This is a genomic window from Pseudoduganella chitinolytica, assembly GCF_029028125.1.
Taxonomy (GTDB): Bacteria; Pseudomonadota; Gammaproteobacteria; order Burkholderiales; family Burkholderiaceae_D; genus Rugamonas; species Rugamonas chitinolytica.
On the sequence record NZ_CP119083.1, the window covers coordinates 2,629,148 to 2,649,921 of the forward strand.

Below are 20,774 nucleotides of genomic sequence, written 5' to 3' on the forward strand. Positions count from 1 at the left end.
TAGCGCCAATTGGCTCCGCATCCGCCAGATTTCGGAGTATCTTACTGTCAACTTTGGTTGATTTTTGTCATCACTCGATATGCTACTTTACGTAACATGCTAATCACACGCAACTGAGACCTACCGGTGTAACAGTTGATGTGCCCCAAGAGCCAACTCACTTTTCATGATTAACGTCTAGGAGAAATTATGCATACGCTGAACAATGATGAGATCGAATGTGTTTCCGGTGGTAGCGCGACTAGGACGGTCGTAAACGCGGCCACTATAACTGGAGGTGCTCAAATCGGCGCTTACCTCGCTGCCGCTCGATTCGGAGCCACTATGGGCTCGGCTGCTGGTCCTCTGGGTGCCATCGCCGGCGCTATGATCAGCACGGCGGCTTGCTATTATTGGAATAGCAAGCACCCGTCAGCATAAACTTCTATGAGCAGGTACTCAGGTACCTGCTCACTATTTTGAAGGAGGAAAAAATGAATGGAGCTTCCCCGCGTATATCACGTGTCACGCTTCCCGATCCAGCTTGGCGGTATCTCATCTTATTCCAATCTTGGAGCCAGGTCATTTCATGGGGCGGAGTAATGGGTGCAGCATTGAGCGCCGTGGCAATGGTGATATGGCTCGTCGGCGACCCCCGGCTCATTCCAGAAACTCTAGCCTGGGGAGCATTTGGAGGGGCCTGGTCACTCCTGTTTGCAACCAAGGCGCAGTTTTCGATTCGTGGGGCAGTGGGCTCGGAAAAGGCCGAAATCGAGAAGGTCTTGAAGGATTGCTTGTACACCGAGCAAGAACGGGTAGGCCAGGAGAAACGATTTGGTCAAAAACTGCCTGCCTGGCTGCGCTGGGGTGACAGCGACGTCACGATCGTCGTGCGCAGCGGGGCGCTTGTATGCACTGGGCCCCAGCTGGTGATCCGAAGAATGCGCAAGGTATTGCTGTCGTCCTGCTGACGTGCGGGCCGAACCTTACTGGGCCACGGTCCTTGCCGCGCCTTGCGGACCGTGGAACACAATGCGATCGTCGAGTAAGTACAGCTCGCAGTCGCGACCGGCGAACTCGCGGCACATCTGCAGCGCGCGCTGGACCGGGTCGGCCGGGTAGCGCTTGTCGTCCGGCTGAGTACCGCTGACGGACAAGGAGTAGCCGTTCGGCGAGATCGAGAAGGCACGCGGCAGCGCCTTTGCCAGGAACGCACAGAACCGCTCCTGCCCCTTCGCCGGCAGCCTTGACAGCCTGCGTCGGCAGCGCAATCGCCTGGGCCGGATCGATGCAGATGCCTTCGCCAGCGCGCACCATCCAGGCCTGCGCCAGGAGGCGGCAGGCCCTTGCCATGGTGACCGGCACGAGGCCGCACTTGTCGGCGGCCAGTGCGACGTCATACAGCTTGTTGCGTTCCGGACTAAAGCGCACAGCGACGGCACACTGGCTCAATTTCAGCATGAAGCCGCGGTATCCGGGCAGGACGCGCTGGCTCTCGATGGTGCCGGCGATCAAAGAGACGGGGGCGCCTGCCTTGATCGTGGCCTGCTGGCGCCGGCCGAGGTTGTCCGTCATCGCAATAGTCCCGCTGGCGTCATTCCTGCGTTGGTAGTCATTACATGTAGACACTCAGGAGTCGCATCGCTTCGCCCCGAGGTCGTTATTATGCCAATATCACAAGGCAAATCGAGCCGATCAAGGACAGCCTCCGATTCCAAGTTGCGCATCAACTACCGAAAATCGGCATCGGAGACTGCCCCCTGTTTTGTTGTTGAAAAATCGGGACAAAAAAAGCGGCCAACCGGCCGCTTCATGCCCCTTGGGGCGATGCTGCTTGAAGGACTCAGGCGTCCTGTTTGCCGTAGGCGGCGACGCCGTCCAGGATTTCCTGCTTGGCCGCTTCCGGGCCTTCCCAGCCGTCGACCTTGACCCACTTGCCCGGCTCCAGGTCCTTGTAGTGCTCGAAGAAGTGCTGGATCTGCTGCAGGCGCAGGTCCTGCAGGTCTTCCGGCTTCTGCCAGTGCTTGTAGATCGGCAGGACCTTGTCGACCGGTACCGCCAGCACTTTCGCATCCTGGCCCGCTTCGTCCGTCATCTTCAGCACGCCGATGGCGCGGCAGCGCACCACGACACCAGGGATCAGCGGGAACGGCGTGATGACCAGCACGTCGACCGGGTCGCCGTCGGCCGACAGCGTGTTCGGCACGTAGCCGTAGTTGCACGGGTAGTGCATCGCGGTGCCCATGAAGCGGTCGACGAAGATCGCGCCCGACTCCTTGTCCACTTCGTACTTGATCGGATCGGCGTTCATCGGGATTTCGATGATGACGTTGAAATCGTTCGGCACATCGCGGCCGGCGGACACTTTGTTCAGGCTCATGGTTTTCCTCGGTAATTCAGTTCAGTTGTACAAACACTATCGTGCAAACCGCGCAATTATAGCCGCCCGGCGCAGTTTGAGGCACCGGGGACAGGTTGAAAAAAAGGCCCGCAAGGCGGGCCCGAAGTTCAACGCAATCAGAGGATCGTCGCGAGAGCGCACTGCCGGTAATGGCTGGCCGCCGCTTCAGGCTGCTGCAGTGCTTCGTGCAGCTGCGCCAGCTTCAGATGCGCCTCGCGCACCATCGGCGGCTCGGTGGCATCGGACAGCGCCTGCTCCAGGTAACGTTGCGCCTTGCCCCACAGCTTCTGCTTCAGGCACAGGGAGCCCAGGGTCAGCGCCAGCTCGGCATCGTTGGGTCGTTCCAGCAGCCAGGCCTCGCAATGCTCGATCTGGGCCAGCAGCGCGGCGGACCCCGCCGGCGCCGCCGCATCGCGGTAGGCGCGGATGACGCGCTCGTCCCAGTTCGCCTTCAGCGATTCCTCGGCCACCAGGCGCGCCTCGTCGTGCAGGCCGCGCCCGTTCAGCGCCGTCGCGGCGCGGCATGCCACCACGGGCTTGACGCGGTCGTTCGACGGAATCGTCGACCACACCCGCATCAGCGATTCCGCATCGTGGGTCTTGTCGGACAGGAGGTCGTTGTAGGCCAGCTCGCGCAGCCGCGCCGACAGGGCCGGGTGCAGCGCCTTGTGCTTGTCGAGCGAACGCACCAGGCGCAGCACTTCGGGCCAGTTCTTGGCTTGCTGTTCGGCCTTCAGCGACCATTGCAGCGCATGGATGTGGCGCGTGCCGCTGGCGTTCAGTTCGCGCACGGCGGCCAGCGCCGCTTCCGGCTGGTGGTCGTCGACCAGCAGCTCCGTCATCGTCATCAGCCGCGCCGTCTTCATGGCCGGATCGTCGGCGATGCGGGCGATCCATTGATCGCGCCGCGCGTGCTGGCGCATGCGATGGGCGGCGCGGGCGCCGATCAGCGCGGCCACGCCGGCGTTCTCCGGCAGCTCGGCGGCGCGCAGCGCGGCCTTTTCCGCATGGCCGAAGCGGCCTTCGAACAGGGCCTTCAACGCATCGCGCAGGCCCTTGTTGCCGTCCCGTTCACGCTTGCGCTGGCGGTACTCCGCCACCCGCGCCGGCATGCGCATGGTGGCGCGCACGGCACGCACGACGGCATACAGCAGCAGGAACAGCGCCGCCATCAGCACGACGAAGAAGTTGAGCGACAGGTCGATCCGGTACGGCGGATAGAACAGCACCACGTTGCCGGGATTGAAGCGCGCCGTCACGGCAATGCCGATGGCGGCCGCCATCAGTGCGAGTAACCAGAGGAAGAAACGCATGGGTCAGGGCTTCGCTTTGTAGTTGCGCACGGCGTTCAGGCTGTCGGCCAGGGTCGGCATCTCGATGGCGAGGTTGCTGCCTTGTACCTGGCGCAGCAGCGCCTGTACCCGTTGCGTCTGCGCGGCGCGCGTGTCGAAGTAGCGCACCAGCGATTCCTGCGCGGCCAGCAGGTCGGCGCGGAACGCGGCCTCGTTGCGCGACAGCAGGGCCATGCGCGCGTTCAGCAGGCGCAGCTTGAGGTTCTCGCGCAGGAAATAGGCGTGCTCCGGCGCCAGCATCATCGCTTCCGGATGCTCCACCGTGCGCACGCGCAGCAGCTGGCGCACGTCGGTCCACATCTCGCCCGTCCAGCCGCTCCAGACGCCGTGCACGCGCGTCAGCCACGTGTCCTGCACCGGTTCAACGGGTGCCGGCGCTTCCTCGCGCGCCCCCTTGCGACCGGCGGCCGCCTTCCGCGGCGCCGCCGGCAGCGTCGGCTTCGCATCGGCCAGCATCGGCAGCGCGTCGACCTGTGCGATCACGTTGTCCAGGCGGACGGCCAGGCCGACCGAATCCACCGACGGCAGCCCTTTCAGCTTCTCCGTATCGCGCGCGATGGCGCGGCGGATCGTGATGAACTGGGGCTTGTCGGAACGGGACAGGCTGCGGTCCGCGTTCTGCAATGCGATCAGCGCGCCCGGCACGTTACCGGCCAGTTGCAGCTGCTGGCTGGCGGTTGACAGCACCTGCTCGATCTCGGCCAGCGCCCACTCGTCGCGGTTCTTCGACATGTCGTTGTACAGCTGCTCCAGGGCGAGCTGCTGCGCCTGGGCCTCCTGCTGCCGGCCTTCCAGCACGCCCACCTTCACTTGCAGCTCCTTCGTCGCTTCCTGCGTGGCGCGCACCAGTTGCGCCGCCTCCGTCGTGGTCGCGTCGCTTTTCTGCAGGCGGCTCGCCATCTCTTCGCGCAGATGGCGGATCTGGCGGCTCGTGCTGATCGCCTGCGCGGCCAGCAGAACGGACAGCGCGATGACGGCGATCGTCATCGGACGCTTCAGCACCGTGCCCAGCGGCGCGCCGGTGGGCGGCAGCGGTGGCGGTGGCGGACTGACGGGGGCGCGACCGGCGGGCTGGCGGCGCCGCTGGCCGGCGAACCCGGCTCGGCGGGATGAGAAACAGTAGGTAATTCGTTCATGGCGTAGATTGTAACGCGGCGAGCAGGCGCTCGTCGCCGGATCCTGTCAGCGTTACGCGTGTAAGGCCCAGTTCATGCGCCGTTGCGGCGATGCGGGCGTGCGGCACGATCAGTTGCTGTTGTTGCATCTTTGCAACAAGGTCATCGCCCGGCACGGCCGCCAGCAGTTGCAGCAGGCCGCGCAGGGCTTCCGAACTCGTGATCACCCAGTCGTTGGGAACGGCCAGCAGCCGCGCCAGCCGGTCGGCCAGCGCCGGCGTCAGCGCGGGCACGCTGCGGCGGTAGGCGGCGATCGTCGTGACGTGGGCCCCGGCCGCGCGCAGGCCGTCGGCCATCAGCTCGCGGCCGGACTCGCCGCGCACGATCAGCACGCGGCGGCCCCGCAGCGCCGCCAGGTCGAGCGTTTGCAGCAGGTGTTCGGAATCGCTGTTGGCGGTGTCCGCCGGGCTGACGATGGCGACATCGGCCGGCGTGATGCCGTGCGCGGCCAGCGCGGCGCGGCTGCCCTCGCCCAGCACGGCCAGCGTGACACCGGGCGGCCACGCGGCGATATGGGCAAACGCGGCATCGATGGCATTGGGCGACACGAAGGCGACCAGGGCGTAGTCCTGCAGCCGCGCCAGGGCGGCGGCCAGCGCCGGCTGGTCGGCCAGCGGCACGATCTCCAGCAGCGGCAGCACCTCGGCGGCGCGGCCGATGGCGCGCACCTGTTCGGCCAGCGGCAGTGCCTGGGCCAGCGGCCGGGTGATGACGACGGCGCCCGGCATCCTCAGGCGGCGCCGTCGGCGGCCGCTTTCGCCTCCGCGAGAATGGCCAGCGCATCCTGCGCGCGCAGCTTGTCGGCCACCTGGTCGCCCAGCTGGGTGGCATCCACGGCGGGCCCCTGTACTTCGGCGCTGGCAATGCGCTTGCCGTCCGGCGTGGCGACCATCGCGCGCAGGTGCATCGTGCCTTCCGTGATCGTCGCATAGGCCGCCAGCGGCACCTGGCAGCTGCCGCCGAACACCTTCGACACGCGCCGCTCGGCCGTCACGGCCTGGCTGGTGGCGACGTCGTTCAGGGGCGCCAGCAGCGCCAGCAGGTCGACGCCGTCGGCCCGCGGCGTGTCCGTATGGGCGATCTCGATCGCCATTGCGCCCTGCCCCGCCGCCGGCAGGCTGACGGCCGGCTCCAGCAGCGCGCGGATGCGGCTTTCCAGGCCGAGGCGTTTCAGGCCGGCGGCCGCCAGGATGATGGCCGCGTAGTCGCCCCGATCGAGCTTGCCCAGGCGGGTGTCCAGGTTGCCGCGCAGCGGCTTGACGACCAGGTGCGGATAGCGCGCGGCGATCAGCGACTGGCGGCGCAGGCTGCTGGTGCCGACCACGGCGCCGGCGGGCAGCGCGTCCAGCGCGCCGAAATCGTTCGACACGAAGGCATCGCGCGGGTCCTCGCGTTCCAGTACGGCGGCCAGCGCGAAGCCTTCCGGCAAGTCCATCGGCACGTCCTTGAGCGAATGCACGGCCAGGTCGGCGCGGCCGTCGGCCATCGCCACTTCCAGCTCCTTGACGAACAGGCCCTTGCCGCCGACCTTGGACAGGCTGCGGTCGAGGATCTGGTCGCCCCGCGTCGTCATGCCGAGAATCTCGACGGCGCACTGCGGATATAATAATTGCAAGCGCGCGCGGACGTGTTCGGCCTGCCACATGGCCAGCCGGCTTTCGCGCGACGCGATCACCAGTCTGGAAGGGATTTGCACTGCGTTTTCCGATGTATTCAAAACGGGACTTTCCAACTGAGGTACCAACGAGTTACAAACTGAGTAGTAGAACCAAGCATCAAACCGAGTTTCGCTGTTGCCGACGCCAACCGGCGTTTGCCAGTTACCCGTGCATGCTTCAAGACCACAAATTTTAGCATGCGCTTTCCTGCAGCCTGTGGGCCAAAAGCCTTTGCACCGCCACCCATCATCATTGCTGAAACAACTATGGTAAATTTTGCTAGTGCGACAGACGAACAACTCCCGGAATCAACGATCGAACAAGGCGGCACCCCGGCCGACGACAAGGACGCGCCGCTGAAGGAAGACATCCGCCTGCTGGGCCGCCTGCTGGGCGACGTGCTGCGCGAACAGGAAGGCGAGGAAGTCTTCGCCGTCGTCGAGACGATCCGCCAGACGGCCGTGCGCTTCCGCCGCGAGGCCGACGCGGGCGCGGCCAAGGAACTGGACGGCATGCTGAAGATCCTGACGCGCGAGCAAACCATCACCGTCGTGCGCGCGTTCTCCTACTTCTCGCACCTGGCCAATATCGCCGAGGACCAGCACCACATCCGCCGCCGCCGCGCCCACCTGCTGGCCGGCTCGAAGGCCCAGCGCGGCAGCATCGGCTACGCGCTGGCCAAGCTGAAGGATGCGGGCGTGGACAAGGAAACGGTGGACGGCTTCTTCCACGACGCGCTGATCTCCCCCGTCTTGACGGCCCACCCGACCGAGGTGCAGCGCAAGTCGATCCTGGACGCGGAGCACGACATCGCCCGCCTGCTGGCCGAACGCGACCTGCCCCTGACCCCGCGCGAGCGCGCCGCCAACCTGCACATGCTGCGCGTGCGCATCGCCACCTTGTGGCAGACGCGCATGCTGCGCTACACCAAGCTGACGGTGGCCGACGAGATCGAAAACGCCCTGTCCTACTACCGCATCACGTTCCTGCGCGAGGTGCCGGGCCTGTACGACGACATCGAGGAAGACATCGCGGCCCAGTACGGCCATGAGAAACCGTCGCAGATCCCGGCGCCGTACCTGCAGATGGGCAGCTGGATCGGCGGCGACCGCGACGGCAACCCGAACGTCAACGCGGGCACCATGCAGCACGCGCTGACGCGCCACGCAACGACGATCATCGACTTCTACCTGGACGAGGCGCATGCGCTGGGCGCCGACCTGTCGGTCTCCACGCTGATGGTCGGCTGCAGCCCCGCGCTGCAGGCACTGGCGGACGCTTCGCCGGACCAGTCCGACCACCGCGCCGACGAGCCCTACCGCCGCGCGCTGATCGGCATCTACGCCCGCCTGGCCGCCACGGCGCGCGCGCTGGGCGCGGCCAACATCCTGCGCAAGGAAGTGGGCCATGCGGAGCCGTACGACGACGCGGCCGCGTTCTCGACCGACCTGCAGGTGCTGGTCGATTCGCTGGACGCCAACCACGGCGGCATGCTGGCGCGTCCGCGCCTGACGACGTTGAAACGCGCGGCCGACGTATTCGGCTTCCACCTGGCGTCGCTGGACATGCGCCAGTCGTCCGACGTGCACGAGCGCGTGCTGGCCGAGCTGTTCGCCCGGGCCGGCGGCGAACCCGCCTACGCGAGCCTGGACGAGGATGCGAAAGTCAAGCTGCTGCTGGCCGAACTGGCGCAACCGCGCCTGCTGTATTCGCCCTACATCGAGTACACGCCGGAGACGCAATCGGAACTGTCGATCTTCCGCGCCGCCCGCGAGATCCGCCAGCGCTACGGCGCGCGCGCCATCCGCAACTACATCATCTCGCACACGGAAACGGTGTCGGACCTGCTGGAAGTGCTGGTGCTGCAGCAGGAAACGGGGCTGCTGCGCCAGGACGCCGACGGCAATGCCACGGCCGACCTGATGGTGATCCCGCTGTTCGAGACGATCCCCGACCTGCAACGCGCGGCCGGCATCATGGCCGAGGTGATGGCGCTGCCGCTGGTGCAGCAACTGATCGAGCGCCAGGGCCGCATCCAGGAAGTCATGCTGGGCTACTCGGACTCGAACAAGGACGGCGGCTTCCTGACGTCGAACTGGGAGCTGTACAAGGCCGAGATCGCGTTGATCGACGTGTTCGGCAAGGCCGGCGTCAAGCTGCGCCTGTTCCATGGCCGCGGCGGCACGGTCGGTCGTGGCGGCGGCCCGAGCTACGAGGCCGTCCTGGCGCAGCCGAAAGGCACCGTCAACGGCCAGATCCGCCTGACCGAACAGGGCGAGATCATCGCGTCGAAGTTCTCCAACGCGGAGATCGGCCGGCGCAACCTGGAGCTGCTGGTCGCCGCCACCCTGGAGGCCAGCCTGCTGCCGCCGCCGGCCGAAGCGGCGCAGAAGGAACAGCTGGCAGGCTTCGAAGCCGTGATGGCGGAGATCTCCGACCTGGCATACAAGGCCTACCGCAACCTGGTGTACGAAACGCCCGGCTTCACCGACTACTTCTTTGCCGCCACGCCGATCGCCGAGATCGCGGAGCTGAACCTGGGCTCGCGCCCGGCCTCGCGCAAGTCGACCAAGCGCATCGAGGACCTGCGCGCGATTCCGTGGGGCTTCTCGTGGGGCCAGTGTCGCCTGCTGCTGCCGGGCTGGTTCGGCTTCGGCAGCGCCATCGGCCAGTGGATCGCCGCGGGCGACCGCTCGGAGCGGATCGCCCAACTGCGCGACATGCACGCGCACTGGCCGTTCTTCGCCACGCTCTTGTCGAACATGGACATGGTGCTGGCGAAAACCGACCTGGCGATCGCGTCGCGCTACGCCGAGCTGGTGGCGGACGAAGAACTGCGCGAGCGCATCTTCCGCCGCATCTGCGACGAGTACCGCCACACGCTCGAATGCCTGGAGACGATCACGGGCACGTCCGAACGCCTGGTCGGCAATCCGCTGCTGGCGCGCTCGATCACCAACCGCTTCGCTTACCTGGACCCGCTGAACCACTTGCAGGTCGAGCTGATCAAGCGCCACCGCGCACTGTCGGCCCAGCCGGACAAGGCGGACCCGCGCGTGCATCGGGGGATCCATTTGTCGATCAATGGGGTGGCGGCCGGGTTGCGCAATACGGGCTGATGAACCGTTGTTGTATCGATGTTGAAGCGGACCTGCGGGTCCGCTTTTTTTTCGTCCACCCAGCGGCGCAGCGACGTAGAATCATGCTGCCCTGGCATTGCTGCCCAATTATCAACATGGACAAAAGGTAATCCGATGGTTCGTCTGTTCGCCGCATTTTCCGCCGCTGCCCTGCTCGCCTCCGGCCTCCCTGCCGCCCACGCGGCCGACGACAACCGCACGCTGGCCGCGTTCCGCGCCATCGCCATCAAGGGTCCGATCGACATCGAGATCCACGCGGGCAAGGCGCAGTCGGTCAAGGTCAGCGGTAACGACGAATTCATCGGCAAGCTGCGCACCACCGTCAGGGATGGCGAACTGCTGATCGACTATCCGGGCAAGGCCAACAAGACGTCCGACACCGGCAAGATCGTCGTGACGATGCCGAATCTCGTCAAGTGCATGGTCGAAGGGGCCGGCGACGTCGCCATCGACGGGATCAACGAGGAACGCATCGACCTGCAATTCCAGGGCGCCGGCGAGCTGACTGCCAAGGGCAGGACCAAATGGCTGCGCCTGAAGGCGCAGGGCGTGGGCCACGTCGACACGAAAGCCCTGCAGGCCGAACGGTCGGACGTCAACTTCGAGGGCATCGGCGAAGTGTCGGTGCACGCCAGCCAGACGCTCAATGCCGTCGTGCGCGGCCTGGGCAACGTGGTGTACTACGGCCACCCGAAGGTGCTGAACAAGTCCGCTTCGGGCCTCGGCGGCATCAAGGCCGGCGACTGAGCCGCTTGACCGGGTGAGGACGATGGCCGGCTGCTGGCACCTCCCGCACCCCAAGACCGACATCCGGGGTCAGACCCGGTGGGTCTGACCCCGGCCCTTGCTGTTGGGTGCAAGATTGCCTGCGGCAGTTATCCGCGGGTCTGAAGCCGCGCATGCCGCAGCTGCCGCACCCGCACGAACCCCAGCGCCTCATACAGCGCGATCGCCCGCGCATTGCCGCTGCCGACGTGCAGCATCGGCGTCACGCCCTGCTCCTGCATGCCATGCATGACATGCTGTATCAGCAGCCGCGCATACCCCTGTCCCGCATGGTCCGGATGCGTGCAGACGGCCGAGACTTCGCGCGAAGAGCCAAAATCCATCCGCTCGCCCGCCAGTGCCACCAGCTGGTCGCCGTCGCGGATGCCGACATAGCGGCCCATGATGCCGGTGCGGGCGCGGAAGTAGCCGGGGAACGCCAGCGCCGTGAGTTCCTGCATGGCCGGGTCGAGCGCGTCGAGCACCGTCACGCCGGCCGCGGGCGGTGCCGCGACGGGAGCGCCGGTGTACACCATCTGCGTCACAGTCGACAACTCGCGCAGCTCCCACCCGGCTGGCACCGTGGGCAGCGCGCCCAGGAAATAGGCGTCTTCCGTCAGGTATTCCAGGTCGGTGGACGGCACGAACGTGCCCTCTTCCGGCACGGCGCAGAACGGCGCCACGTCCGCGGGGAAGCGCAGCATGTCTCCCAGCGCATGGGCCAGGTGGCGCTGGCTGCCGGCGAGTGCGGTCCAGACTGGATTGTCGGGCGCGGCGGCTTCAGGAGACGAGTCGACCATGCAGTATACTTTCCGGTTTTTCCCAAGGTTTCATCATGAGCACCCTGCCCCCTGCCCGCAATGCGGTTCCGAATTCTCGTACGAGGACGGCGCCGGCCTGGTCTGCCCCGAGTGCGCGCACGAGTGGTCGGCCGGGGCCGAGGCGGCACCTGACGCGGCGCGGGTGTACCGCGACGCGGCCGGCAACGTGCTGCAGGACGGCGACACCGTCACCGTCATCAAGGACCTCAAGCCCAGGGGCTCCGGCGGCGTCATCAAGCAGGGCACCAAGGTGAAGAACATCCGCCTGGTGGACGGCGACCACGACATCGACTGCAAGATCGACGGCTTCGGTGCCATGAGCCTGAAGTCGGAATTCGTGCGCAAGGTCTGAGGCCTACGCGTCCGGATACAACCCGCGCGTGCGGGCGAACAGGCGCGTGAGGCCCAGCAGCGCATCGATGTTCGGCGTGGCCAGGCCGACCCGCTGGCCGATCTCGCGCGCCGCGCCGACGATGCTGTCCAGTTCGATGGGCCGGCCCGCCTCCACGTCCTGCAGCATCGACGTGCGGAACGCGCCCAGTTTCCTCGTCACCAGCTGGCGGTCTTCCGGCGTCTCGTCGATGGCGCAACCGATCCGTGCGCCGATCGCCGCCGCCTCGCGCATCGCGGCCAGGCAGAACGCTGCCACCAGCGGGTCGTCCAGCAGCCGGTCCGCCGTCGCGCCCGTGATCGCCGAGACGGGGTTGATCGTCATGTTCCCCCACAGCTTGTACCAGATGTCGTAGCGGATACGCGCCGACAGCGTGACGTTGAAGCCGGCATCGGCCAGCACCGCCACCACGCCGCGGGCGCGCGCCGACTCGCCGCCATCGGGCTCGCCGACGATCAGGCCATGGCCCATCTTGTGATGTACGAGGCCAGGCTCGGGCGTGGACGTCGACGCATGCACGACGCAGCCCAGCACCAGCACGGCCGGGATCGCGGCGGCGATGCGCCCACCCGGATCGACGCTCGCCAAAGGCCCGCCAGGCACCGCGCCCGGTCCCTCGGCAAACCACCACGGCACCCCGTTCATGGCCGGCAGCACCACCGTGTGCTCGCCCAGCAGCGGCCCGATGGCCTGCGCCACGGCCGGCAGCGCCGGGCCCTTGACGGCGATGACGACGAGGTCCTGCACGCCCAGCTCCGCCGCATCCTGCGCCGCAATGGCCGGCGCCTGCAGCAGCACACCACCTTCGTTCAGGCGCCAGCCATGCTCACGCAGCGCCGCCAAGGTGGCGCCGCGCGCCAGCGCACTGGTGGCAATGCCGCTGGCCGCCAGCCGCGTGCCGATGAATCCGCCGATGGCGCCCGCGCCCACGATACATGCTTTCATCTTTCCTCCAATATGGCGGAAATGATAACGCAAAAAAAACCCGGGACAGACCCTGGTTTTGAAGAAAGATTCCTCAAAACAGGGGTCTGTCCCGGGTTTTGGCCCGGTGCGGAATGATCGGTGCTGCAGGATCAGTTCTGGGTCAGGAAGGTCTTCAGCTTGTCCGAACGGGACGGCTGGCGCAGCTTGCTCATCGCCTTGGCTTCGATCTGGCGGATCCGCTCGCGCGTCACGTCGAACTGCTTGCCCACTTCTTCCAGCGTGTGGTCGTTCGACATCTCGACGCCGTAGCGCATGCGCAGCACCTTGGCTTCGCGCGGCGTCAGCGAGTCCAGCACCTCCTTGATCACGTTGCGCATCGACGCGTGCAGCGCCGCGTCCAGCGGGGCCAGGGTGGTGTTGTCCTCGATGAAGTCGCCCAGCTGCGAATCGCCGTCCTCGCCCATCGGCGTTTCCATCGAAATCGGCTCCTTGGCGATCTTCATGATCTCGCGCACCTTCGATTCGGGCATCTCCATCTTGACGGCCAGGGTCGCCATGTCCGGTTCGCTGCCCGTCTCCTGCATGATCTGGCGGCTGATGCGGTTCATCTTGTTGATCGTCTCGATCATGTGCACCGGCACGCGGATCGTGCGCGCCATGTCGGCGATCGAACGCGTGATGGCCTGGCGGATCCACCACGTGGCGTACGTGGAGAACTTGTAGCCGCGGCGGTATTCGAACTTGTCCACCGCCTTCAACAGGCCGATATTGCCTTCCTGGATCAAGTCGAGGAACTGCAGGCCGCGGTTGATGTACTTCTTCGCGATCGAGATCACCAGGCGCAGGTTGGCCACCGTCATTTCGCGCTTGGCGTGACGGGCGCGCTTCTCGCCGGCAGCCATCTGCTTGTTGATCTTGCGCAGGTCGGCCAGCGGCAGCGCCACGCGTTCCTGCAGGTCGATCATCTTGTTCTGCAGTTCCTTGATGGCGGGGACATTGCGGCCCAGGACGATGCTGTACGGGTGGCCCGCGTCCACTTCGCCGTCGACCCACTCCAGGTTGCACTCGTTGCCCGGGAAGACCTTGATGAAGTGCGCGCGCGGCATGCCGCAGCGGTTCACGCACAGCTCCAGCACGGCGCGCTCGATCGAACGCACCTGCTCCATCTGGCCGCGCAGCGTGTCGCACAGCTTTTCCACGACCTTGGCCGTGAAGCGGATCGACAGCAGCTCGGCCGAGATGATGCCCTGGGCCTTCTGGTAGGCGGCGCTGCCGTAGCCGGCCTTGCGCATCTTGTCGTACTGCGCCGAGATGACGGCGAAGCGCTCCAGCGCGTCCGACTTCAGCTGCGCCAGCTGTTCGGTCGAGAAGCCGGCCGCGCCGCCATTGGCGTCGCCATCGACTTCCTCTTCCTCTTCCAGCTCTTCATCCTCGTCGTCGTCGCTGGCGACGGCGCGGGCCGGCGCCACCGGCGCCGAGGTCTCTTCCGGATCGACGAAGCCGTCGACGACGTCGTCGACCTTCATCTCGTCGCTTTCGATCTTCTCGGCCAGGGCCACGATCTCGCCGATCGTGGTCGGGCACGCGGAGATCGCCTGGATCATGTCGCGCAGGCCTTCCTCGATGCGCTTGGCGATCTCGATCTCGCCTTCACGCGTCAACAGCGCCACGGCGCCCATCTCGCGCATGTACATGCGGACCGGGTCGGTCGTGCGGCCGAAGTCGGAATCGACGGTGGACAGCGCCGTCGCGGCGGCCGCTTCCACTTCGTCGTCGCTGGCGGCCGTGGCCACGCTGTCGGACAGCAGCAGGCTTTCCGCGTCGGGCGCGCGCTCGTAGACGGCGATGCCCATGTCGTTGAACGTGGCGATGATGCCTTCGATCGCTTCCGGATCGACGATGTTTTCCGGCAGCTGGTCGTTGATCTCCGCATAGGTCAGGAAGCCGCGCTCCTTGCCCATGTTGATCAGGTTCTTGAACTGCTGGCGGCGCTTTTCCAGGTCTTCCTGCGACATGCCCGCTTCGCTGCCCAGCGCGTCCAGGCCCTTGGCCTTGCGCTCGCGCGCTTTCGAGGCGGCCTTCAGTTCGGCGCGCTCGACGGCATTGAGCGCCGCCACTTCATCGTTCTCGGGCGTGAATTCGCTCGGCTTGCGGCCGCGGCGGCCCGGTACCTTCACGGAAGGCAGCAGGTAGCCAGAGGTGTCGATCGACGCCAGCGTGGCGGCGTCGGTCACCTGGCTGACGGCGGCGGGCGCCGTTGGCGGCAGTGCCGGATCGCCAGCGGCCGCGGTGGCGGACTTGTCCAGCTTGGCCTTGCGCACGCGCACCACCGGTGCCTTGGGCGTGCCCGGAGTGGCTTCGACGGTGGCCGATGCCACGTCCGCCATGGCGGCGGCCTGCGCCTCGACGGCAGGCGCGGCAGGTACGGCTTCGGCGCCCGGCACGGCCACGAGGCGCGCGCGCGGGGTCTTCTTCACGACGGTCACTTTGCCGGCAGCCTCTTGCGCATTGTCGATCACATAAGATAAGGTCGTCTTAGGGACAGCCAGCGGAGCCGCTTCGGTGCGCGGTTTTTTGGCGGACAGCGTTAAGGTTTTCGGCGTTTTCGTCGTCATCAAATATCTCTCTGTGCCCTGCCTTGGGAAGGGCACGGCGCAAGTGAACAATCCATCGCGGCCGCGACATGCGGCCCCGTTGGTACGTAGTTGGGGATCATCCGGAATGAAAAAAGCCCGCAAGCGATGAACTTGGGGCTTGGGCGCCGCGCCGGGGTATCATGTCAGGCACGATACCGGTACGCGGCTTCAATCCGGAACAGTCACGATTCAGAGCAAATAGAAGAGCGGGCACATGCCCGGCCGATGTCGGCGCAGTGGCGGACCATCCGTCCGCATGCGGAAAACCCCGTGCGGGGGACCGCGCAAAACTCTATGCAAAAAACTCTGCCAAACTGAATCCGCACCGCCATCACTCTGGTGCGTCGGTCATTATACACGGTTTCACGAGTGTTTCACATGAGACCACTTCAACTTCGGCGGCACGCGGCCCTGGCAAAAATGCCATGATGGGGGAAAATGCAACGCGCGCGAGGCGCCCGCGTGGTATGCTGGCGCCTCTTGCTTAACCTTTGAAGTCGATGAACACTAGCCTTACCGCCCAGTCTGCCGAGACCACCGCCGACATGGAAAACCCCGCGTCCGACCAGTCGACGCAACCCGATGCCGCCGAAGGCACCACGGCAGCCGCTGCCGAAGGTACCACGGCAACCGCGGCCGCGGCCCCGGCCGGCGCCACCAGCGCCCGCGCACTGCTCAAGCAGTTGCAGCAGCAGTTCGTGCCGTTCCGCGACTGCCTGCCGCTGTCGATCGGCATCGACAAGCAGATCCTGGCGTCCATGCCGGGCGTCGACCGCAAGCTGATGCGCGCGGCGCTGGGTATCCACACGGGTTCGCAACGCTACCTGCGCACGATGGAAAAGGCGACGGTCCGCTACAACCTGGACGGCAGCACGGGCGCCGAAGTCACCGACGTGCACCGCAAGCACGCCAAGGACACACTGCAGGAACGCTTCCGCAAGGAAGCCGAACGCAAGAAGGCCGAGCGGGAAGCCGCCGCCGCCGAGGAAGCGGGCCGCCGGCGCCAGGAAAAACTGGAACAGCTGACCGCGAAATTCTCCCGCAAGGGTTGATGACCGCGCTGGCCCATACCGCCGTGGCGAGCGAGGACCTGCCGCCATTGCCGCCCTATCATGGTATCGCCCTGTCCGCCGTGCACCTCGTGCACACGGCGGCCCAGGCGCAAGCGGCGCAGCAGGCGCTGCTCGCGGCCGACATCATCGGCTTCGACACGGAATCCAAACCCACGTTCGTCAAGGGCCAGAACTCGGATGGGCCGCACCTCGTGCAGTTCGCCACCGACGCTGCCGCCTGGCTGTTCCCCATCGGCGCCGACTGGTCGGCCGTGCAGCCGGCGCTGCAGGCCATCCTGCAGGCCGAGGGCACGCTGAAGGTGGGCTTCGGCCTGTCCGACGACATGCGCCGGGTGCGCGCCAAGCTGGGCATCGAACCCGTACGCGTGGTGGACCTGGCCGTGGCGCTGCGCACGCCCGGCCAGCGGCACGACCTGGGCGCCAAAAGCGCCGTCGCCAAGTTCTTCGGCCAGGCCCTGCACAAATCGAAGAAGGTCTCGACCACCAACTGGGCTGCGCCGCGGCTGACGGACAAGCAGATCCTGTACGCTGCCGACGACGCCCAGGTGGCGCTGCGCATCTGCCGCCACTGGCTGGCACTGGGCAACGTGCTGCCCCCGCCGCGCGCACCGAAGGCGCCGCGCCGGCCCAGGGCTGCCGCGGTGCAGACATAAGAGTAGTAGCGACGCAGTAGCACAGAGGTAATACCCGCAACGCTGTTCCCGACTGGAGTCGTCATGCCCGGTGCGAATCGTTTGCCGTTGTCGTCCCTGCCACTGCTGGTGGCCGCCCTCCTCTTCGCGCCGCGCACCGGCGCCGCGCCACCGGTGCCGGACACGCTGCAGCAGCGTCTCGCGCCCTGCCTGGCCTGTCACCAGGCGCCCGCGCGCAACGACGCCTTCTTCCCCCGCATCGCCGGCAAGCCGGAGGGCTACCTGTACAACCAGCTGCGCAACTTCCGCGACGGCCGGCGCCAGTTCCCGATGATGACGTACATGGTGGACCAGCTGCCCGACCCATACCTGCGCGAGATCGCAAGCTGGTTCGCCAACCAGCACCCGCCCCACCTGCCGCAGCCGCCCGTCAACGCCACGCCCGCCCAGCTCGAACGGGGCCGCACGCTGGTGCTGCGCGGCGACCCGGCCCGCAAGGTGCCGGCCTGCGTGGCCTGTCACGGCCAGGCGCTGACGGGCGTGGCACCGGCCATCCCGGGCCTGGTCGGCCTGCCGCGCGACTATGTCAACGCGCAGTTCGGCGCCTGGCGCAACCAGGTGCGACGCGCCCAGTCCCCCGACTGCATGGCCACCGTCGCCGCCCGCCTGGCCGAGGAGGACGTGGCCGCCGTGTCGGCATGGCTGGCCAGCCAGCCGGTGGACGACGCGGCCCGCCCCGCCACCGCGCTGCCCGCGCCGCTGCCGCTGGCCTGCGGCGGCGTGCCGGCGCAAGGCGGCCGGCCATGAGACGAGGTTCCAAGCTCACATTGGCCGTCGGCGCCCTGCTGCTGGCGCTCCTGGCGGGCCTGCTGTGGCCCCGTCATGACGCGGGACCGCCGCCCAGCGCGGCATCGCAGGCGCTGCCCCTGGCGGACAAGGTCGCACGTGGCGCCTACCTGGCGCGCGCGGGCGACTGCATGGCCTGCCACACGGTGCGCGGCGGCGCGCAGTATGCGGGCGGACGGGCGTTGCAGACGCCGTTCGGCGCCGTCATCTCGCCCAACATCACGCCGGACGTGGCGACGGGGATCGGTGCGTGGAGCGCGGACGATTTCTGGCACGCGCTGCACAACGGCCGCTCGCGCGACGGCCGCCTGCTGTACCCCGCCTTCCCCTACCCGAACTACACGCTGGTCACGCGCGACGACTCGGATGCGCTGTATGCCTACTTCAAGACCATCCCGCCGGTACGCCAGCCGAACGCGCCGCACCGGCTGCGCTTCCCGTACGACAGCCAGGTCGCACTGGCAGCGTGGCGTGCGCTGTACTTCCGTCCCGCGGCGTTCCGTCCGGAACCGGCCAGGACGGCCGAGTGGAACCGTGGCGCCTACCTGGTGCAGGGCCTGGGCCACTGCAGCGCATGCCACAGCGCGCGCGATGCGCTGGGCGGCAGCGGCGGCGAACTGTCCGGCGGCCTCGTGCCCGTGCTGGGCTGGTATGCGCCGGCGCTGACGTCGGACGCGGAAGCGGGCCTGGGCGACTGGGCCGTGGGCGACATCGCGCAACTGCTGCACACGGGCGTATCGCCGCGCGCCACGGTGTTCGGGCCGATGGCCGAGGTGGTGCGCGAGAGCCTGCAGCACTTGTCCGCCGCCGATGTGCAGGCAATGGCCCTGTACCTGAAGTCGCTGCCGCGCACGGGCGACTCGGCGCCGCCGTACGAACGCTCGAACGCGCCGCAGGCGGTGGCGTTCCTGCAGGCGGGCGCGCGGCTGTACGACAAGCACTGCGCGGAATGCCATGGCGCGGATGGCCGCGGCGCGCCGCCGGCCTATCCGCCACTGGCCGGCAACCGCGCGCTGACGATGCAGGACGCGGCCAACCCGATCCGGCTGGTGCTGAACGGCGGCTTCCCGCCCGGCACGCGCGGCAATCCGCGCCCGTACGGCATGCCGCCGTTCAGCCATGCGTTGAACGACGTGGAGGTGGCGCAGGTGGTGTCGTACCTGCGCAGCGCGTGGGGCAACAATGCGGCGCCGGTGACGAGTGCGGACGTGAACCGTTACCGGTCGGTGCCGCTGGAATAGTGGGGAAGCCCCCTGGTGGGCCGATCCGCCCAGGGTCTGTCCCCTTGCGGGGACTGACCCTGAAGTTTGCATGCGCCCCGGCGGCCCGGTCGAGCTTCCGGGTCTGTCCCTGCGGGGACAAACCCCAGCTGCCACGGCGTTATTTCGGGTACGCGAACCCGGTACGGATATCCATCGCCACCACCCGCTTGCCATCGCGCACCGGCAGCCGCTGCGGCGGCTCGTCGCCGGCCAGCGCGCCCGGCTTGACCAGCAGGCCCTCACCCTTGCGCAGCAGCGGATCGCAGCGCTCGTAGACATTCGGGCAGCCTGTCGCGGCCAGCAGCGCCTGCACGACCGGCACCTTCCACAGGTCGACGCCGCCGGCATTGAACTGGCAGACCAGGTAGCCGGCCGTCCCGCCGTAGCTGTGCACGACGAGGCCCGGCAAGCCGTCCTTCTCGCCGTCGACCAATTGCACCAGCGCCTGCGGGTCGGCGTCACGGAGCGCGGCGGCACGCGCGGCGACGGCGGCCTGCACGCGCCGCTTCATCATCGCATGGTCCACCGGCTCGTCCTCGCGCAACGTCCATACGCGCGCGGCGATCTGCGACTTGGCGTTGTAGGCCGCGCGGGCCAGGAACTGGCGCGCCGACGACTGCACGATGGCGGTCGCGCCGGGGCGATTGCGCTCCTGCGGCTTGCCGTCGACCTTGTCGATCGCGGACGGGTAGATCCAGGGGTCGCCGGACAGCAGGCTTTTTTCCTTGCCCTGTTTGATGGTAATGATCAGCATGGGTGACTTTCGTAACGGGACGCGCATCTTACAGCAATACCGGCAGGCGGCGCCGTGGCGGGGCTGCCGCAGCCTGCGCCGCCACAGTGCATTCTGTCCCACGTTGCGCGCAATCCGTCGCACGGCACATGCGCGCCGCGCCGTGCCGTCCTACGATACAGCCATCGACATATCGCACCGGAGCCCGCCATGACCACGACCCTTTCCCGCCGCCTGATCGCCGCCATCGCCCTGCTAGTGCCGCTGGCGGCGCCGCAGGCGTCGCCACTGGGCTGGCTGATCGGCGGCGACAAGGTGCAGGGCAGCGGCAAGGTCGTCAACGAGACGCGCCAGGTGGGCCGCTTCCATGGCGTCGAGCTGGCGCTGGCCGGCAACGTGGAAGTGCGCACGGGCAGCGATGGCCCGATCACCATCGAGGCGGACGACAACGTGCTGCCGCTGGTCGAGACGGTCGTCGAGAACGGCGTGCTGCACATCCGCGCGACGAAGAAGAAGCTGCAGCTCGACACGCGCCGCCTGAAGGTCGTCGTACCGGCACGCGAGATCGACAGCCTGGGCGTGGCCGGTTCCGGCAGCATCGTCGCCGACAAGCTGCGTGGCGCCAGGCTGGCGCTGGAACTGGCCGGCTCGGGCACGATCGACGCCACCGCCATTGAAGTGAAAGCCGTATCGATCGACCTGGCCGGCAGCGGCAACCTGCGCGCCGCCGGCAACGCCGAAACGCTGGAGGTGTCGGTGGCCGGCTCCGGCAACGCCGACGCTGCGCGCCTGGCGGCGCGCCAGGTCGAAGCCGACGTGGCCGGTTCCGGTCACGCGACAGTGACGGCGCGCCAGTCACTGGCGGCCAGCGTGGCCGGGTCCGGCACCGTATCGTATTACGGCGACCCGCAAGTGAGCCGCTCGATTGCCGGCTCGGGCACCGTGCGCCGCGCCGGCGACGCGCGCTGATGCCGGACTGATTT

19 protein-coding genes are annotated in these 20,774 nt (G+C 67.3%); 9 read left to right on the top strand and 10 right to left on the bottom strand.

The window, feature by feature from the left end:
* The first annotated feature begins 581 nt into the window (after positions 1-581).
* Positions 582-950: a hypothetical protein gene (locus tag PX653_RS11585; RefSeq protein WP_277418023.1), complete on the top strand. Its 369-nt coding sequence runs from the start codon at positions 582-584 to the stop codon at positions 948-950.
* A gap of 15 nt (positions 951-965) precedes the next feature.
* Here the strand turns inward: PX653_RS11585 and PX653_RS11590 are convergent, their stop codons facing one another.
* From PX653_RS11590 to hemC, 6 genes are all read right to left on the bottom strand, one after another.
* Positions 966-1,250 carry a hypothetical protein gene (locus tag PX653_RS11590; protein ID WP_277418024.1) on the bottom strand — a complete coding sequence of 95 codons (285 nt, stop codon included), beginning with the start codon at positions 1,248-1,250 and terminating at the stop codon, positions 966-968.
* 572 nt (positions 1,251-1,822) lie between these two features.
* Positions 1,823-2,359: an inorganic diphosphatase gene (ppa, locus tag PX653_RS11595; RefSeq protein WP_277418025.1), complete on the bottom strand. Its 537-nt coding sequence runs from the start codon at positions 2,357-2,359 to the stop codon at positions 1,823-1,825.
* Between the two features lie 137 nt (positions 2,360-2,496).
* Positions 2,497-3,693, bottom strand: a complete 1,197-nt coding sequence (locus PX653_RS11600) for a heme biosynthesis protein HemY (protein WP_277418026.1) — start codon at positions 3,691-3,693, stop codon at positions 2,497-2,499.
* A gap of 3 nt (positions 3,694-3,696) precedes the next feature.
* Positions 3,697-4,719 (bottom strand): uroporphyrinogen-III C-methyltransferase, encoded by a 1,023-nt coding sequence (locus PX653_RS11605; protein ID WP_277418027.1) that lies wholly within the window; start codon positions 4,717-4,719, stop codon positions 3,697-3,699.
* 145 nt (positions 4,720-4,864) lie between these two features.
* Entirely contained in the window at positions 4,865-5,635 is a 771-nt protein-coding gene (locus PX653_RS11610; protein ID WP_277418028.1) for a uroporphyrinogen-III synthase, read from the bottom strand.
* 2 nt (positions 5,636-5,637) lie between these two features.
* Complete coding sequence (gene hemC / locus PX653_RS11615) at positions 5,638-6,603, bottom strand: hydroxymethylbilane synthase (protein ID WP_277418029.1); 966 nt, start codon at positions 6,601-6,603, stop codon at positions 5,638-5,640.
* Positions 6,604-6,831: 228 nt separating this feature from the next.
* Here hemC and ppc point away from each other — a divergent pair, with 228 nt between their 5' ends.
* A complete protein-coding gene (gene ppc, locus PX653_RS11620; RefSeq protein ID WP_277418030.1) occupies positions 6,832-9,684 on the top strand; it encodes a phosphoenolpyruvate carboxylase in 2,853 nt (950 codons plus the stop codon).
* A 135-nt stretch (positions 9,685-9,819) separates the two neighbouring features.
* Positions 9,820-10,452 carry a head GIN domain-containing protein gene (locus PX653_RS11625; RefSeq protein WP_277418031.1) on the top strand — a complete coding sequence of 211 codons (633 nt, stop codon included), beginning with the start codon at positions 9,820-9,822 and terminating at the stop codon, positions 10,450-10,452.
* Positions 10,453-10,580: 128 nt separating this feature from the next.
* On the opposite strand, the gene PX653_RS11630 is transcribed toward PX653_RS11625, so the two are convergent.
* Positions 10,581-11,270 carry a GNAT family N-acetyltransferase gene (locus PX653_RS11630; protein ID WP_277418032.1) on the bottom strand — a complete coding sequence of 230 codons (690 nt, stop codon included), beginning with the start codon at positions 11,268-11,270 and terminating at the stop codon, positions 10,581-10,583.
* On the opposite strand from PX653_RS11630, the gene PX653_RS11635 reads away from it, so the two are divergent.
* Entirely contained in the window at positions 11,269-11,643 is a 375-nt protein-coding gene (locus tag PX653_RS11635; protein WP_277418033.1) for a zinc ribbon domain-containing protein YjdM, read from the top strand. The genes PX653_RS11630 and PX653_RS11635 overlap by 2 nt on opposite strands.
* A 3-nt stretch (positions 11,644-11,646) precedes the next feature.
* On the opposite strand, the gene PX653_RS11640 is transcribed toward PX653_RS11635, so the two are convergent.
* Positions 11,647-12,627 carry a 2-dehydropantoate 2-reductase gene (locus PX653_RS11640; RefSeq protein WP_277418034.1) on the bottom strand — a complete coding sequence of 327 codons (981 nt, stop codon included), beginning with the start codon at positions 12,625-12,627 and terminating at the stop codon, positions 11,647-11,649.
* Between the two features lie 131 nt (positions 12,628-12,758).
* Complete coding sequence (gene rpoD, locus PX653_RS11645) at positions 12,759-15,086, bottom strand: RNA polymerase sigma factor RpoD (RefSeq protein WP_443094349.1); 2,328 nt, start codon at positions 15,084-15,086, stop codon at positions 12,759-12,761.
* Between the two features lie 659 nt (positions 15,087-15,745).
* Between rpoD and PX653_RS11650 the strand changes: the two genes are divergently transcribed.
* The 4 genes from PX653_RS11650 to PX653_RS11665 all read left to right on the top strand — a co-directional run bounded on the left by PX653_RS11650 (position 15,746) and on the right by PX653_RS11665 (position 19,037).
* Complete coding sequence (locus tag PX653_RS11650) at positions 15,746-16,297, top strand: ProQ/FINO family protein (RefSeq protein WP_277418036.1); 552 nt, start codon at positions 15,746-15,748, stop codon at positions 16,295-16,297.
* Positions 16,297-16,971, top strand: a complete 675-nt coding sequence (locus tag PX653_RS11655; RefSeq protein ID WP_277418037.1) for a 3'-5' exonuclease — start codon at positions 16,297-16,299, stop codon at positions 16,969-16,971. Before PX653_RS11650 ends, PX653_RS11655 begins: the two co-directional genes overlap by 1 nt.
* Before the next feature lie 63 nt (positions 16,972-17,034).
* Positions 17,035-17,757 carry a c-type cytochrome gene (locus PX653_RS11660; protein WP_277418038.1) on the top strand — a complete coding sequence of 241 codons (723 nt, stop codon included), beginning with the start codon at positions 17,035-17,037 and terminating at the stop codon, positions 17,755-17,757.
* Complete coding sequence (locus PX653_RS11665) at positions 17,754-19,037, top strand: cytochrome c (RefSeq protein ID WP_277418039.1); 1,284 nt, start codon at positions 17,754-17,756, stop codon at positions 19,035-19,037. The genes PX653_RS11660 and PX653_RS11665 overlap by 4 nt, the downstream gene beginning before the upstream one ends.
* Positions 19,038-19,176: 139 nt before the next feature.
* Here PX653_RS11665 and PX653_RS11670 read toward each other — a convergent pair whose 3' ends face one another.
* The gene (locus PX653_RS11670) at positions 19,177-19,812 is read right to left on the bottom strand and encodes a class I SAM-dependent rRNA methyltransferase (protein WP_277418040.1); all 636 of its coding nucleotides are present in this window, start codon (positions 19,810-19,812) and stop codon (positions 19,177-19,179) included.
* Positions 19,813-20,001: 189 nt separating this feature from the next.
* On the opposite strand from PX653_RS11670, the gene PX653_RS11675 reads away from it, so the two are divergent.
* Positions 20,002-20,760 (top strand): head GIN domain-containing protein, encoded by a 759-nt coding sequence (locus PX653_RS11675; RefSeq protein ID WP_277418041.1) that lies wholly within the window; start codon positions 20,002-20,004, stop codon positions 20,758-20,760.
* Positions 20,761-20,774 lie beyond the last annotated feature (14 nt).

Coding starts and splice junctions, on each gene's coding strand:
- PX653_RS11650 (WP_277418036.1), top strand. CDS start 15,746: ATGAACACTAGCCTTACCGCCCAGTCTGCCGAGACCACCGCCGACATG.
- ppc (WP_277418030.1), top strand. CDS start 6,832: ATGGTAAATTTTGCTAGTGCGACAGACGAACAACTCCCGGAATCAACG.
- PX653_RS11670 (WP_277418040.1), bottom strand. CDS start 19,812: ATGCTGATCATTACCATCAAACAGGGCAAGGAAAAAAGCCTGCTGTCC.
- PX653_RS11665 (WP_277418039.1), top strand. CDS start 17,754: ATGAGACGAGGTTCCAAGCTCACATTGGCCGTCGGCGCCCTGCTGCTG.
- PX653_RS11640 (WP_277418034.1), bottom strand. CDS start 12,627: ATGAAAGCATGTATCGTGGGCGCGGGCGCCATCGGCGGATTCATCGGC.
- PX653_RS11635 (WP_277418033.1), top strand. CDS start 11,269: ATGCAGTATACTTTCCGGTTTTTCCCAAGGTTTCATCATGAGCACCCT.
- PX653_RS11605 (WP_277418027.1), bottom strand. CDS start 4,719: ATGACGATCGCCGTCATCGCGCTGTCCGTTCTGCTGGCCGCGCAGGCG.
- PX653_RS11610 (WP_277418028.1), bottom strand. CDS start 5,635: ATGCCGGGCGCCGTCGTCATCACCCGGCCGCTGGCCCAGGCACTGCCG.
- PX653_RS11655 (WP_277418037.1), top strand. CDS start 16,297: ATGACCGCGCTGGCCCATACCGCCGTGGCGAGCGAGGACCTGCCGCCA.
- PX653_RS11675 (WP_277418041.1), top strand. CDS start 20,002: ATGACCACGACCCTTTCCCGCCGCCTGATCGCCGCCATCGCCCTGCTA.
- PX653_RS11585 (WP_277418023.1), top strand. CDS start 582: ATGGGTGCAGCATTGAGCGCCGTGGCAATGGTGATATGGCTCGTCGGC.
- PX653_RS11600 (WP_277418026.1), bottom strand. CDS start 3,693: ATGCGTTTCTTCCTCTGGTTACTCGCACTGATGGCGGCCGCCATCGGC.
- PX653_RS11625 (WP_277418031.1), top strand. CDS start 9,820: ATGGTTCGTCTGTTCGCCGCATTTTCCGCCGCTGCCCTGCTCGCCTCC.
- ppa (WP_277418025.1), bottom strand. CDS start 2,359: ATGAGCCTGAACAAAGTGTCCGCCGGCCGCGATGTGCCGAACGATTTC.
- PX653_RS11630 (WP_277418032.1), bottom strand. CDS start 11,270: ATGGTCGACTCGTCTCCTGAAGCCGCCGCGCCCGACAATCCAGTCTGG.
- PX653_RS11660 (WP_277418038.1), top strand. CDS start 17,035: ATGCCCGGTGCGAATCGTTTGCCGTTGTCGTCCCTGCCACTGCTGGTG.